We start from the raw sequence: 13,585 nt of genomic DNA, 5'->3' as shown, positions 1-13,585 counted from the left end.
AGAATGGAGGGTTTCACGGTATGGCTCACGGGCCCGAGTGGTGCCGGGAAGACGACCCTTGCCGTAAAGCTCGCGAGGAAGCTTAGGGAAATGGGTCATCGCGTCGAGATACTCGACGGGGACACCATAAGGAAGACCCTCTACCCGGAGCTGGGCTTTTCAAAGGAAGCGAGGGAGATGCACAACAGGATTGTCATCCACATGGCAAAGCTCCTGAGCAGGAACGGGGTGATAGCGATAGTCTCTCTGATCTCACCCTACAGAGCCGTCCGTGAGTATGCGAGGAAGGAAATAGGGAACTTCATCGAGGTCTACCTCTACGCTCCCCTCGAGGTGAGGATTCAAAGGGATCCAAAGGGGCTCTATGCTAGGGCTTTAAGGGGTGAGATAAAGGGACTTACGGGCTACGATGGGGTCTATGAAGAACCCGAAAATCCGGAAGTGGTTATCGATTCCTCGAAAATGACGCCAGAGGAAGAAGTGGAGGCCGTTTTGAGGAAGGCCAGGGAGCTGGGTTATCTGCCCTGAGGGGGAGAGAATCCATGGAGCTAACCCTCGTGGGGCTGGGCTTTCTCGTAGGTCTCCTCATCGGCCTGACCGGGATCGGCGGCGGGTCCCTGATGACTCCCTCCCTTATTTTCCTCGGCGTTGAGCCCCTCACCGCCGTGGGGACGGACCTGCTCTACGCCACCGTAACCAGAACTTTCGGGCTATTTTTTCGTAAAAAGAGCGGTATAAGGTACGACATAGCCCTCCGCCTGATTGCCGGAAGCCTGCCTGCTATAATCCTCGGGACTTTTCTGCTCAGGGAAATCGATAGAGGGGTTCTCAACGAATACCTCACCTTATTTCTCGGTGTTATCCTCGTTGCCAGTTCGCTTTTAAGCCTCCTGAAGGGCGAGTTAAAAGTTTCACTGAGGCCGAGGTGGGCCCACGTTTATCTCCTTGGCTTCATCGTCGGTCTGGCGGTTCAGTTCACCTCTGTCGGGGCTGGGGTTATAGTGAGCTTCGCCCTTGTGAACGTTGCGAGGATAGATCCAAAGGACGTTGTTGGCGTTGCGATTGTCTACGGCCTCGCACTCTCCTCCATGAGCTTTCTCAACCACTTCCTCCTCGGAAGCGTGGATTACTCCCTGGCGGCCTTCCTTATCCTCGGCACCGTCCCGGGCGTTTATCTGGGAACCCATATCAACAGAAGGGCTGACCGGGATAAGCTGAAGAGAGTTATCAACGTCCTTATCCTCCTGATCGGGATTGTTATACTCCTCCAGTGGGCTGGTTGGTGAGACCTCCAACCGATCGGGCCAGTTCCTGTGATAATACATCGTGTTGGGCTTTTAGTGGAAGAGGCTGGAATCACAAAAGGTTGCCGTTTGAAAGAGACAATCCTGTGAAAGCTGAGCGGAACAAGCAGGGGATAGCGAGATCATTAACAAAAAGTTATTAACCCGGGGCTCAACTAAAGTACCGGGTGAAGCCTGTGGGCATTCAGGGCCTGCTTAGAATTTCAGGGCAGCATAACACGGGATTTGAGTGGGTTAAATCGGGAATTATATTGAAAAGTCGAATGAGTCAAAGTCAAAAGGTGAAACTCCCATGACCGGGACATCTCAAACGTTGCACAGGATGGCAAGGGGGACCGGAATAGTCTTTGCCGGAACTTTGATTTCGATGCTCTTCGGCTTTTTGAGCAGGGCAGTCATAGCGAGGGGTTTTCCAACCTCGGAGTACGGGGTTTTCAATCTGGCGTTAACGGTCCTGAGCATCGCCCTTACCGTGGCCACGCTCGGCTTTCCAAACGCTATTCCAAGGGAGATTGCGTTCTACAGAGAGCGCGAACCTGAGAAGGTTGAGAGGATAATCCCAACGGCCATCTTCATAACGGGGATAACTGCGGTGGTTACAGCTTTCGTTATCTTCCTCTTCGCCGGGAACATATCCGTGCTCTTCCACGAGGATAGACTGGTAAAAGCCCTCCGGGTTATGATTTTAGCCCTCCCCTTCTCTTCCCTGATAGCTATCCTGATCTCGATCTCGAGGGGCTTCGGGAGGGTTAGGGAGAAGGTTTACTTTCAGAACATAGCTTACCCCCTTCTCTGGTTTTCCTTCGTTGGGATTGCTGTCCTCTTAAAACTTGAATTTTACTACGTCTTCATAACATACGTAATGGCCCAGGGATTAACCCTGCTTTTTCTAACCTTCGATACGTTAAGAATCGGGCTTATCAAACCGGCATCCCCTGATTTTAAGCTCGGAAAGAAGCTCGTAAGGTTTTCCATTCCCCTGATGTTCAGCGGGATCCTGTGGACCATCATGAGCTGGACGGATACCCTCATGCTGGGTTATTACAAAACATCGGAGGTTGTAGGGCTCTATAATGCGGCATCCCCCCTTGCGAGACTCTTACCGGTGTTTTTATATTCCGCCGGTTTCATCTATCCTCCTCTGGCCACAGCTCTTTACGCTCATGGGAAGATTGGGGAGCTGAAGAGGGTTTATCAGGTTCTGACCAAGTGGATCTTCCTTCTAACCCTGCCCATTTTCGCCCTGATGTTTTTATTTCCAGAGGCAACGATAGCGTTTCTCTTCGGGGAAAGGTATGTTTCTGCATCTGCAGCGCTTCAGATCCTATCTCTGGGTTTCATGTTCCACACGTTTCTCGGGCTGAACGGGATGAGTCTTGTAGTTGTTGGGGAGAATGATTTTGATATGTATTCAAACGCCCTTTCCGCGCTGGTGAACGTCCTTCTGAACGCTGCTTTAATACCTCCTTACGGTATCGAGGGGGCCGCAACTGCCACTGCAGTATCCTACTTCGTGGCCAACGTTTTGAAATCCTTCAGGCTATATCAGAAGACCAAAATCCATCCCTTCAGCCTGAATTACGTTAAACTGCTGGCTATCAGCTTTGCCCTGCTCGGGATCATCAAGGTGCTTAAATTGCACGTTGCAAACATATTCTATGCCCTCCCTATTCTGGTGGGGTTTCTTGTAGTTTACTTCCTTCTGGTTCTGCTAAGCAGGAGCGTTGACAGGGAGGATGTTGAGCTGCTACTGGCGATAGAGAGGAGAACCGGGGTTGACCTTGGATTGATAAAGAAAATATTGGGAAGATTTGTTTAGATTTTCCCTTTTAGTTTAAGGTTTTTAATCGCTTTTCTGAGCTTTTCATCACCCCCCTTTTTCTCGTAATAGCTGGGATCAACGTATTTTGGCTTTCTTTTTGCAAATTGATTATCTTCCTTAAAAATTTCCATTAATACTCTGCCATCCATGTCATTTGGAATCGGTAGGCCGAAAATGTGGAGTATGGTTGGGGCAATGTCGTAAACTCTTGGAGACTTCTCAAACTCAATTTGATCTTTTATATTTTCACCATATGCCGAAAATACACCGTGTATCTCATGATCCCCTTTGTAAGTCTTCTCAGTTATTCTTCCTTTTAGTTCATGAGAAAACTCGACTCCTTTTTGTGGTATCACTACCAGCTCTGGCATACTACCTAAATAAGGCCCATTATGAATTGTGCTAAACTCAATCACATCCAAAACTTCATCGTACTTTCCTAGGGCATCCTTCACTTCCTCGAGTTTATCTTGATTCCTGACATAAATCCCCCAGTTAGGTGGCTCAACCATAAATGCATCTGCTGTTTGGCTTATATAACTAATAGAACTTGCAGACGCTCCTGTTTTTTCAATAATTTTATTTAACACACTTTGGGGTATTGTTTTCTTGACAAGATCAACGAGTTTGACCTTGGTTTTGCTGTACTTGATCAGTCCATTCTCTGCTAAAGCCTCATTCACGTAAAAAATCCTATCCTTAACTTCAAAACCGTGATCGCTAACGATGAATAGAAAATCGGCAGTTGACTTCACTTCATCTATAAACTTTTTTATCAGCTTGAATACTGGTTTGACAATATGAACGTCCTTGCCTTCAAGAATCTGAGGGAATATGTGGGAGAACCAGTCCGTCTCGCTAAAGACAATGAAGTATAAATCCCATTCCCCCCTTTCTAAGAGATCGTAATATAAACCGAGCTTTGTCTCAGTGTATTTCTTTAAGCGTTTTGGGTACTCTTTTTTATCGTACTTTGCCAACTCGTGTGGAGGTTCTATTAGGTACTCTTTATACTTCTCGTCAAGTTTTTTTGGAAATATGGTCTGCCTGGGCGATGCCCAATCGGAGACAATGATGGTATTCTCCTTCCTTTTAATCCCATCAAAGGGGTAAGTCATTGGAAGGTTTATTAGGACGCTCTTCAAATTAAAACTTTCGAGAATCTCCGAGAGCCGGGGGTATTTTACATCCCTTGAATTTGCTAGTTTGATCTTGTTACTGGTTTTATCCACTTTTTGCCATCCAATTATCCCATGTTTGGCCGGGTTTACCCCGGTTAATATCGACGTCCATGATGGTGGGGTGTAAGGAGGAATCGTTGAGATAAAATCATGTAATCCTGCATCCACCCCAACCAAGCTCGCTGTTTGCTTGTTAGCACCATCAAGGCCTATAACAATTATCTTAGGGGATTTCATAGAGATTCCACCTTATGTAATATCTTTTGTGGGTTTAAAATCTTTCTGTCAAGCTTCTGTGCCTTAGGACTTCCAGCTTGCTTGAATTCATTCTCCATTCCATAACACTACAGATAGATCATTTGAGTAAATCGTCCCTTTATGCCTCCCTTTTTGAAAAATATCATACATAACCCTATTTGCGTCCCATCCAAAGAAGGAACTCATCCCCTTCTTATATATTTTTTGACCAATTGGAAGTATTATATACTTTGATTGATTTAGAGAAGTGCCAACATTGGGGTATAAAAAATAATATGTGTCATCACTATTTGTCTTTGGAAATTTGTGTACATCTATAAACTCGATTGGTGGATAGTAGTTTTCTACATGAACGTTCCACTCCTGAGGACTTACACGGGCAGGAAAAGAAAACAAAACCAAAACAGCAAGGAACAGAACAGAAACACTTTTTTCTATATCTCTCTTGTCTCTCAAGTATTTTGCAGTTAAAATCCCCACGACCAAAGAAACTCCAAAAGCAGGCCTGCCAACAAACTCACTAAATGATGGCCCAAATATGACCAGAAATATTCCCGAAGATATGAAAAAAGAAAACAACAAAGCTCCATACGTAAAAAGCTCTTTTTTATATTTTACCAAAAGATAAATGGTAAATATTAGCAATGCCCCATTATACAAGATATTAACTTTTTCAAACATATAAACGACCTCTGGTTTTATTAAGGATGACGTAACAATTTTCGAATTTTCAGAATTAAGTAGATTTAAAAATAACCTAAAGAAGTACCCAATATGAACTATCGGTGCTTTTAGTATATATGCTGGGCCATGCATAGAGGCAAAAAACACAACATACGTTATCAACATTACGAAGAACGTTAAAACCTGTGTTATGACACTGTTGACACCTCTCAGGTTTCTATTAGCCAGAACTGTGCCCAAAGAGTAGCATAGAAAAGCGGACAGTAGCATCAAAGTGCTTTCAGGATGTGTTAGTAGCAATCCTCCGTAGAGTATAAGCAGAAGAATGAGATACTCTCTCTCTTCAGCTCCCTTAAATTTTATCATTATACTTACTCCTAAGATGAACAATATCTGCCCTAATAATTGAGGGGATAAGTAGTTGAAAGAGTAGATAAATCCTTCTGAGAATACAATCAAAAGGTATATACTTATCCATTTCGAGTTCTTACCTAGTACAATTACTGACAATAGAAGGATGGCAGCTAGGAGAATATATAAAACGGATGCAAACAGTATGTCCAATTTGGCCCCTACAATTATGCTGGCCGTGCCAAAAATGTATGAAAACCCGGGAAATGCACTATAATCAATATTTTTTGCAAGTTCAAAATCTCCATGAGTGATAAGAGCTGTGAGTTTTAACATTTTTATTACGTCGGGATTGTTAACAATAGAAGGATAAAACGCTAAAGGAACGGCAATGAAAAGGGATACCCCAAGAGTACATCCCAGTACCGGGAGGGTTTTGTGGTTACTAACCGATAGGATTAAACTAATCAATAAAAACAAAAGGGAAATAGAATAATATACCCTAAGATGATGGTAAATTATGTAGTATTCCCTAAAGACGTAAGTCCAAGCTGTTAACGCGGCTATCTGAAATAATAATAACCCCAGTATTCTATGACCCTTTCTCATTCTTACTCACCGTATAATACCGTTTCTTGAATAATTTTCTCGTGTTATGTCCAAGTTTCTTACGTATTTTTGGGTTTTCGATTAGATACTCGATGGATCTTATGAACTCATCGTTCACGTCATCAATTATTATGGCATGCTTGCCATTTACAAGATCCAACCCTTCAGCCCCTATTTTAGTTGTCACTATTGGTAAACCAGCAGCCATGTAATCAAGCATTTTAAGTTTAACACCCTCCCCACTGATCAACGGGACAACCGCAATGTCACACTTTTTAAGGATGCCATGAACATCATCAACAAATCCAAGGGTTTCTACATTTCCTTTACTCGTTTTGGGGACGCCTTTCCCAAATATGATAAACTTTAAGGTCTTATACTTCGAGCATTGCGGTGCTATTTTGTTTAGGATGATCTCAATTGCTTCCCTGTTCTGCACAGTTCTGTATATACCATGGAATACTGCCCATATTTGATGCTTATTCTTTTTCAATTTGTTTTTGTCCCCTGTAATTTTCACATTAGTAACTGGGGGGACGACTTTTATCTTCTCAGGATATGCTCTATATTCTTCTACAAACACCTTTTTGTTATCTCGGCTTATGGCCAACGTTAGGTCAGCGTATCTCAGAGCTGTTTTTTCAATCCACTTTATCGTTAGAGCATAGAACAGTTTAATAATTTTGGGAATATGTTTATCTCTCATGATAATTTCCGCATACTTGCTCTCCACATTATGCGAATCGTGAACGAGTGGGGAATTATAATTGAATATTTTCTTAACTGCTATCCACGTAAAGAATAAACCCCATGGTTGACTTATCAGCACAATGGAAGGCTTATATTTCTTGAGAACTTTAAAAAGTGTTAACTGGTAATAGGGATTCAAAGATAAGAAATACGAACCCAGACGCATGTTTTTTATTTTCACAAAATCAAAGGCATAAAAATAGTGCCTCTCACAAGATTGTTCGCCGGTTTCTCTCAGATCAGAAGGTTCGATGATTATAACGTGGCCCTTGTTCAATAGACCCCCCACTATAGCCGATATCCTACCCTCTACACCTTCCGTGGGAGTCGTGTTTAGCTTAACTTTTGTATGCGGGGAGATGATCAGAATGTTTTTTGTCATGTAATCACCAGTTTATTTTCTCCCCTCTCTCAAACTCTTCTTCAGCTCGACCATCACTTTGAACATGTAGCTCATGACGAAGCCGATGGCGAGGAACTGCACGCCACCGAGCACGAGTATTGCGGTGACTATCGCGAGGAGGTCGTGGGGGATGCGGTGAAACCACTCGTAAACAACGTAGGATCCGGTAAGCAGCCCCAAAACCATGAAAACGATCCCAAGAAGGTATAGGTACTTCGCCGGATTGTACCTGACGAGGAGTTCTATTATGGCCCGCCCTATTCCGAGACCATCACCGATGGGGTTTAGCTTCGTGTTTCCATTCCTTCTGTAGTAGTTTATGGGAACCTCGACGATCCTAAAACCGTTCGTCAGCGTTTCCACCGTCAGCTCCGTCTCAACCTCGAACCCGGGCTTTAGAAGGTTCACGCTTTTATAGACCTCCTTCTTAAGGGCCCGGTATCCTGAGAGTATATCGTGGAGCTCAACCCCGTAAAGAAAGCGGAAGAGCCAGTTAAGTACCCTGTTCCCGAACAGGTTCAGTCGCGTGAAAGCTCCTTTTTCATAATTGAGCAACCTGTTCCCTATAACGTGTTCCGCCATGCCCCTCCGTATTGGTTCCAGCATTTTCTCTATGTCCCTTGGATCGTAGGTTCCATCCCCATCTATCAGAACGGCAACATCGCTTTCGATCATGGAAAAGGCCTCGGCGACAGCCTGCCCCTTACCCCTGCCACTCTGTACAACCACCTTTGCACCCTTTTCCCTCGCTATCTCTCTGGTCCTGTCCGTGCTGTTTCCGTCTATAACTAGGATGTTATGATATCCCAGCTCCTTAAAGGCGTCTATAACCCTCCCTATGCCACCCTCTTCGTTTAGGGTTGGGATTATTATGGTAACGTCCAATGGTTCAATCTCCTGCATAGAACCCCACCGTATCTTTTAAAGCGGCGAAACAAATGGTCAACCCCTCGTTGTAGGCCGGGATGAGTATCAGAACGTTGCTCTTCTCCACCGTGGTTCCCCCTCTATTATCTCCATATATGCTGTTGCCATTTTAATTGGTCCTGTTATAAAATTTTTCCTCAAATTTTCCTGATGGATTTTCAAAGATGTTTGGTGTTTCACGGACATAACCCGTTCCATACCTTCTCACCGGCTCACTTTCATGTAACCAATGGCTTCAGCTGAAGATTCAATGGATCGCAAAGACTCAGGGCATTCTGAAGATTCCCCTGTCAAGGACCTTCTTCCCCTGAACGTAGGTATAGCGAACCACGACGCTCCCGTTCATGTTGCCCGGCAGCTCGAACTCTTCGAGGCCTTTAACGGGGTACCATTTTTTGAAGACCTGTGTTCCGTTGTCAAGGTAGCCCCATATCCCCAGCCCGGTTCCGGTTGCGTTCTCGAACTCGAGGAGGACCTTTCCCCCGGTCTTTTTAACTATAACGTTAGGATGCCTGAGCCTGAGTATCTTAACGATCCCACCGTCCGAGTAGGCGAGCTCATAGGGTTCCTCGGGTTTTATGAAAAGCCTCGCAAGGGTTGTGTTGAAGGCTTCCCCGTTCATGAGAACGGCGTACCCATAGTTGAGGTTCATGTAGACGTAGGCATCGAACTTCGAAGGCCCCGTGTTGAGCCTCTCAACCTTTTCCCCGTACTCGATATAGGCCTCCACCGGAGCTAAGGTCTGCCCGTTGACGTTTATCAGGACCTCCCACGTTTCACCGGGCTTCGCCACGATGCTGTAACCCTCCTTCTGGAATATGAATGCCCCGGAGGATGAAAGGAGCGGAAGCACGACCATGCCGTAATCCCCTTTTACATTTGCGGTCTCAACTATCGCCCCGAACTTGAGGAAATCGTAGTAGGAGACGATGACGTAGTCCACCCCAAGCCCCCCTGCCCAGTTTTCGTCGAGCCTACCAATGTAGTATCTGGCAACACCCCTATTCGGGCTCCCCTGGGCTACCGGGCTTCTTCTGGAGTAGTAGGTCACCCAGTGGCCGTAATCCCACCAAGCCATGACTATGTCGTTCCCGTTGGAGTTATTTTCGAGCCATACCAGAGCGTTTTCCCATGCCCCGTTCATGCGAGGCCTCTCCTCCCAGGCCCTCTGGAACCCGAGGGAAGCATCGGTAATGGGCAGGAGAACGAGGAGTACAAGCGTTAGCGCCATCCCCTTCCTCCCTTCCAACTTCGGGAGTTCATAAAGCTCCATCAGTCCGATACCGGCCATCAGAGCAATTCCCATCGAACCTATGAATAGGAACCTCGTCCATGTTTTTATCATGTAAATGCTTGGGATTATGAGGCCGAGGAGGAGGAAGTCGTAAACTTTAACCTTCCGGGGGGTAAACCTCAGGAAGAAGAGGGGAGCCAAGAATAAACCTATCGAAAAGGCCCCCCAGAGGTCGGAAAAGCCTGAAGGCCGGGTCTCCTGGATTGGAGCCTCTTTGAATATCCCGAAACCCGTGGAGAGATCCTTTAGAGCTTCAAACCTTGCGAAGATTATTAAAACTCCGAGAAGGGCTAGAACGGAAAGGATTCCGAGTCTGACCTTCCCGCTTTTGACGAACCTTCCGAGGATCAGGAGCAGGACTATGAAGGCTAAGCCCAGCGGGAGGAGGTACTTCAGGTGAACCAGGAGATAGACGTCCTTTATAAGTCCAAACTCGAGGGAAAGCTTTTCTGCAACCTTTTTACCGAGCCACCGGTTGTAACCGAGCATTCCGTAGCCGAAGCTTCCGGCGAGGTAGTTGGCCATCAGCGCCCCGAGGGCCGTCGATAGTGCTAAACATAGGGAATCGAGCATATACTTATCTTTCTTCAGAAGGAATGCCCCCACCGCTAAGAAGAGAGAATTCGCAAGGAGAAAGATGAATATCGGATAGTAAGCCTGCCAGAAGATCGAAGCGAAACCGCTCGCGAGGGCCGGGACGAGGTAGAAGGCCAGTTTTCTGTATCTCCTGCTGCGACGGGTTTTTAGGGCCAGGGCCGTTCCGAGCAGGGCCAATGAATAGAGGAAAAGCATGTAGTTGTCTCCCCTGTAATAGTTGGCCATCGACCTGAAGACGTGCCCAAAGCTGACCGCGAGGAAAAGGGAGGCAAAAAAGGCCCTCTTTTCATCGTAGAGCTTCAGAAGGGCGAGGTAGAAGAAGATCACAGTTAGAACGCCGAAAATCACCGGAGTTATTCTGAAAGCATCGTAGAGGGAAACCCCGAAGATGCTCAAAAGTTTGTAAACGTAAGCCGGAGTCATCCAGAGACCGAGGGGGTGGAAGTTGTGCACCTGATAACCCCATGGACCGCCGGCTATCGTCAGGAAGTTGAACCACTCGCCCGCTTTGAGCGCCTCCCTGATGTATGCAAGGTGAAAGTAGGGATCATAGCCGAGCATATACTTGAACCTTAGAGGAATCAGCCTGAAGATAAGGGCGATTGTCGCTATCAAGGGAAGGGCCATTTTGGGCCTAAATATACTCTCCGGCTTTAATTTTTCCACCCCGTATACCCCCTTTACTCACATTTTGTATTCTTTGAATAATTTAAGCTTTTATTATACCAACAGGGTCCTTTTCACTTAAACATGTCCACCTTCCTGAGATCTCTCAGCATCAATAAGACAAAAAGCAACGTAAGTCCGGTCATAATGGCCACCTGATTTTCTGCGGTATAGATGTAGCTGTACTCAACCTTCAAAAAGGCCCCCAAACTCAGGAGGATCACCACGAAGGAGATCACTACCGGGTCGAGGGATCTTTTGATTTTGCTTACCGTAACCTTCCCCGTTAGGATCTCCCTCAGAACCATAAGCGCTGGAAAGGCACCCAGTAGAAACGCTTTCAATGCCCCGAGCGAGAGAAGATCCGAAACGGTTACCTCACCTATCAGGGCAACGGTATAGAAGAAGTAGGCGATAAGCCCGAGGTCCTTATCCTTCCGGGCCAGCAGATAGACGAAGGGTATCAAAACGACGGCCTTTGCCCTCAATATTAGGCCGGCTATTATCGCTATTATCCCCCATATCATCTTCCCATCTCCAGCTCCTTCATGATCTCCCTCAAATAGTCACCCGGTCCTAGATCTATCGTGGGCACGATGGTGTTGAACTTCTTAACGGTCTCCTCCCTCTCGAGGTACCTTCTATAAAGGATCCTAAGGGTTTCCTTATCGAGCTCCCCATCGTAGAAGAGCACCGGATTCGGGGAGAGTATAATCATTCTGTGCTTCTTCCTCAGCATTAAGGTCAGGCGGTAGAGGAGTGAAGTGTGCCCCATCAGATCCGTTATGAGTATGAGATAGGAGGGTTCCTTGATACCGAGGAGGGCCTCGCTTGGCCCCCTTCTTTTTCTTGGAAAGATCTTCTCCATGAACCTCCTTCCCTTCCCGGTGAACTCTATGCCCAGGTCACTCTTCAGGCTCTTAAGTCCCCTTTCGGGTTTAAACTTCACCGCGTTTCTTATCCTGTTCAGCTGTTCCCTGCCCTTAGAGGGCCTCACGATTCTGACGTTGTTCTCGGTGTATACGATGAGCCCCACCGTGTAGTTCTTCTTCAAAAGTACGGTGGCGAGATGAAGGACCAAGGTTGAGGCATAATCTATCTTGGCCTTCCTCAGCCCCTTGCGCATCTCCCTCGTTGAGTCCAGAACAAGGTAGACGTTCCCCTCCCATTCCTTCATGAAGACCCTAACTATGAGCTCCCCGATGCGGGAAGTTGCCTTCCAGTCTATCCTTCTGAAGTCATCCCCGGGCAGGTACTCCCTCAGGCCCTCGAGCTCTATCGTTTCCATTCCCAGAAAGATGCTCTTTCTGTAGATCTCACCCAATCTTAAGTTGTAGTCCTCCTTTGCCGCTTCCCTTATAGAGTTCACTGAAGGCACCACGCTGAGCTTTTTCCTTCCAAGATCAATCTCCTCAAAGTAGAGCTCGTTGGGGTCGTAAACCTCCAGCCCAAGTGAAACCTCGTGATCCCCCCTCTTCCTGGGTGTTAAGCTTAGCTCGATGAACTTCTCCTCGCCGGCCTTCAGAATCAGCTTTCCGTCATTTTCTACCTTAATGGCCGGATTGGAACACTTAAATTTAATCTTCACATCGCTTCCGTGATTCTTAACCTTCACAACTGCCTTCGTCCGTTTTCCCTCCTCGGCAGACTCCGGAAAGTCCACCTTAACTTCCAGCTTTGGCTCGAACTTCCTTGCGTTTAAAATGTATAATGCAAGGCCCAGACCAAAAAGGGCGCTGAAAACGTTCGAGGCAAGGTAGCCATGGGCGAAGCTCACCCCGGAAAGCGTCCAGAGAAGGTCCTCCCTTTTCATATTGGCACCTCTACCTCATCGAGGATCTCCCTTACAACGTCCTCGCTTTTGAGCCCCTCAAGCTCGTACTCCGCCCTGATCAAAAGCCTGTGTGATAGAACGCTCACGGCCATCTCCTTCACATCGTCCGGTAGGGTATAATCCCTGCCCCTCAGAAAGGCGAGGGCCTTGGCAGCGTAAAGGAGATGTTCGGCCGCCCTTGGGGACGCTCCAACGAGAAGCCTCTCATCCTTTCTGGTTCTTGTGATTATCTCGTGGAGGTAGCTCAAAACCTCCTCGCTTGTCTTTACCTTCCTCACCTGTGCCATCATGGCCACTATCTGGCTTGGGGTGAAGATCTGCTTCACGTCTCTAAACTCCCCCCTGTCCTTCCTGAGCAACATGGTGAGCTCCTCATCCCTATCCGGATAGCCGACCTTTATGTTCATCATGAACCTGTCTACCTGTGCCTCTGGCAAATTGTAAACCCCTTCGAACTCAAGGGGATTTTTGGTTGCTATAACGAGGAAAGGCTCTGGTAGCGGAAGTGTTCTCCCCTCTATGGTCACCTGCCCTTCCTGCATGGCCTCGAGCAAAGCACTCTGGGTTTTCGGCTGGGCCCTGTTTATCTCATCCGCCAGAACGACGTTGGCGAATATTGGCCCCTTCTTTATCCTGAACTGGCCAGTTCTTTGATCGTAGTAGACCGTTCCAACTATATCCGCCGGAAGAAGGTCCGGAGTGAGCTGGATCCTCGAGAATTCGAGCCCAATAGCCTGTGCAAAGCTCTTCGCTATGGTGGTCTTGGCGACCCCGGGTATACCTTCCAGAATCACATGCCCTCTAGCCAGAAGTGCAACTGCTAAAAGCTCTATAACCTCGTCCTTTCCAACAACGGCGTTGTGAATTTCAGCTTTAAGCTTTTCAAGGAACTCTTTGCCATTCAT

Annotated in this window: 11 protein-coding genes; 3 read left to right on the top strand and 8 right to left on the bottom strand. The window is 46.8% G+C overall.

The window, feature by feature from the left end; genetic code table 11:
• Positions 1-3 precede the first annotated feature (3 nt).
• The 3 genes from cysC (at position 4) to A3L12_RS02860 (ending at position 3,123) form a co-directional block, all read left to right on the top strand.
• Positions 4-528, top strand: a complete 525-nt coding sequence (cysC, locus tag A3L12_RS02870) for an adenylyl-sulfate kinase (protein WP_088882212.1) — start codon at positions 4-6, stop codon at positions 526-528.
• A 14-nt stretch (positions 529-542) separates the two neighbouring features.
• Positions 543-1,286 (top strand): sulfite exporter TauE/SafE family protein, encoded by a 744-nt coding sequence (locus tag A3L12_RS02865; protein ID WP_088882211.1) that lies wholly within the window; start codon positions 543-545, stop codon positions 1,284-1,286.
• 340 nt (positions 1,287-1,626) lie between these two features.
• Positions 1,627-3,123: a flippase gene (locus A3L12_RS02860; protein WP_335755180.1), complete on the top strand. Its 1,497-nt coding sequence runs from the start codon at positions 1,627-1,629 to the stop codon at positions 3,121-3,123.
• Here the strand turns inward: A3L12_RS02860 and A3L12_RS02855 are convergent.
• From A3L12_RS02855 to A3L12_RS02820, 8 genes are all read right to left on the bottom strand, one after another.
• A complete protein-coding gene (locus A3L12_RS02855) occupies positions 3,120-4,544 on the bottom strand; it encodes an alkaline phosphatase family protein (protein ID WP_088882209.1) in 1,425 nt (474 codons plus the stop codon). The two genes, A3L12_RS02860 and A3L12_RS02855, sit on opposite strands and share 4 nt — an antisense overlap.
• An 87-nt stretch (positions 4,545-4,631) precedes the next feature.
• On the bottom strand, positions 4,632-6,209 hold the full coding sequence (locus tag A3L12_RS02850; RefSeq protein ID WP_088882208.1) for a hypothetical protein: 1,578 nt from the start codon (positions 6,207-6,209) through the stop codon (positions 4,632-4,634).
• On the bottom strand, positions 6,193-7,341 hold the full coding sequence (locus A3L12_RS02845; protein WP_088882207.1) for a glycosyltransferase: 1,149 nt from the start codon (positions 7,339-7,341) through the stop codon (positions 6,193-6,195). Before A3L12_RS02845 ends, A3L12_RS02850 begins: the two co-directional genes overlap by 17 nt.
• 12 nt (positions 7,342-7,353) lie before the next feature.
• Positions 7,354-8,265, bottom strand: a complete 912-nt coding sequence (gene aglJ, locus A3L12_RS02840; protein ID WP_088882206.1) for an S-layer glycoprotein N-glycosyltransferase AglJ — start codon at positions 8,263-8,265, stop codon at positions 7,354-7,356.
• Positions 8,266-8,554: 289 nt separating this feature from the next.
• On the bottom strand, positions 8,555-10,807 hold the full coding sequence (locus A3L12_RS02835; protein ID WP_088882205.1) for an STT3 domain-containing protein: 2,253 nt from the start codon (positions 10,805-10,807) through the stop codon (positions 8,555-8,557).
• A gap of 113 nt (positions 10,808-10,920) precedes the next feature.
• On the bottom strand, positions 10,921-11,373 hold the full coding sequence (locus A3L12_RS02830; RefSeq protein WP_088882204.1) for a hypothetical protein: 453 nt from the start codon (positions 11,371-11,373) through the stop codon (positions 10,921-10,923).
• Positions 11,370-12,659: a DUF58 domain-containing protein gene (locus A3L12_RS02825; RefSeq protein WP_088882203.1), complete on the bottom strand. Its 1,290-nt coding sequence runs from the start codon at positions 12,657-12,659 to the stop codon at positions 11,370-11,372. The genes A3L12_RS02830 and A3L12_RS02825 overlap by 4 nt, the downstream gene beginning before the upstream one ends.
• Positions 12,656-13,585 (bottom strand): MoxR family ATPase, encoded by a 930-nt coding sequence (locus A3L12_RS02820; protein WP_088882202.1) that lies wholly within the window; start codon positions 13,583-13,585, stop codon positions 12,656-12,658. Before A3L12_RS02820 ends, A3L12_RS02825 begins: the two co-directional genes overlap by 4 nt.

This window comes from Thermococcus sp. P6 (assembly GCF_002214525.1).
Lineage (GTDB): Archaea > Methanobacteriota_B > Thermococci > Thermococcales > Thermococcaceae > Thermococcus.
This window is presented reverse-complemented; position numbering and strand designations above follow the sequence as displayed.

Excerpts from the sequence above, each read along its gene's own strand:
- A3L12_RS02865 (WP_088882211.1), top strand. The coding sequence starts at position 543 with ATGGAGCTAACCCTCGTGGGGCTGGGCTTTCTCGTAGGTCTCCTCATC.
- A3L12_RS02860 (WP_335755180.1), top strand. The coding sequence starts at position 1,627 with ATGGCAAGGGGGACCGGAATAGTCTTTGCCGGAACTTTGATTTCGATG.
- A3L12_RS02825 (WP_088882203.1), bottom strand. The coding sequence starts at position 12,659 with ATGAAAAGGGAGGACCTTCTCTGGACGCTTTCCGGGGTGAGCTTCGCC.
- A3L12_RS02820 (WP_088882202.1), bottom strand. The coding sequence starts at position 13,585 with ATGAATGGCAAAGAGTTCCTTGAAAAGCTTAAAGCTGAAATTCACAAC.
- aglJ (WP_088882206.1), bottom strand. The coding sequence starts at position 8,265 with ATGCAGGAGATTGAACCATTGGACGTTACCATAATAATCCCAACCCTA.
- A3L12_RS02830 (WP_088882204.1), bottom strand. The coding sequence starts at position 11,373 with ATGATATGGGGGATAATAGCGATAATAGCCGGCCTAATATTGAGGGCA.
- A3L12_RS02835 (WP_088882205.1), bottom strand. The coding sequence starts at position 10,807 with ATGGCCCTTCCCTTGATAGCGACAATCGCCCTTATCTTCAGGCTGATT.
- cysC (WP_088882212.1), top strand. The coding sequence starts at position 4 with ATGGAGGGTTTCACGGTATGGCTCACGGGCCCGAGTGGTGCCGGGAAG.
- A3L12_RS02855 (WP_088882209.1), bottom strand. The coding sequence starts at position 4,544 with ATGAAATCCCCTAAGATAATTGTTATAGGCCTTGATGGTGCTAACAAG.
- A3L12_RS02850 (WP_088882208.1), bottom strand. The coding sequence starts at position 6,209 with ATGAGAAAGGGTCATAGAATACTGGGGTTATTATTATTTCAGATAGCC.
- A3L12_RS02845 (WP_088882207.1), bottom strand. The coding sequence starts at position 7,341 with ATGACAAAAAACATTCTGATCATCTCCCCGCATACAAAAGTTAAGCTA.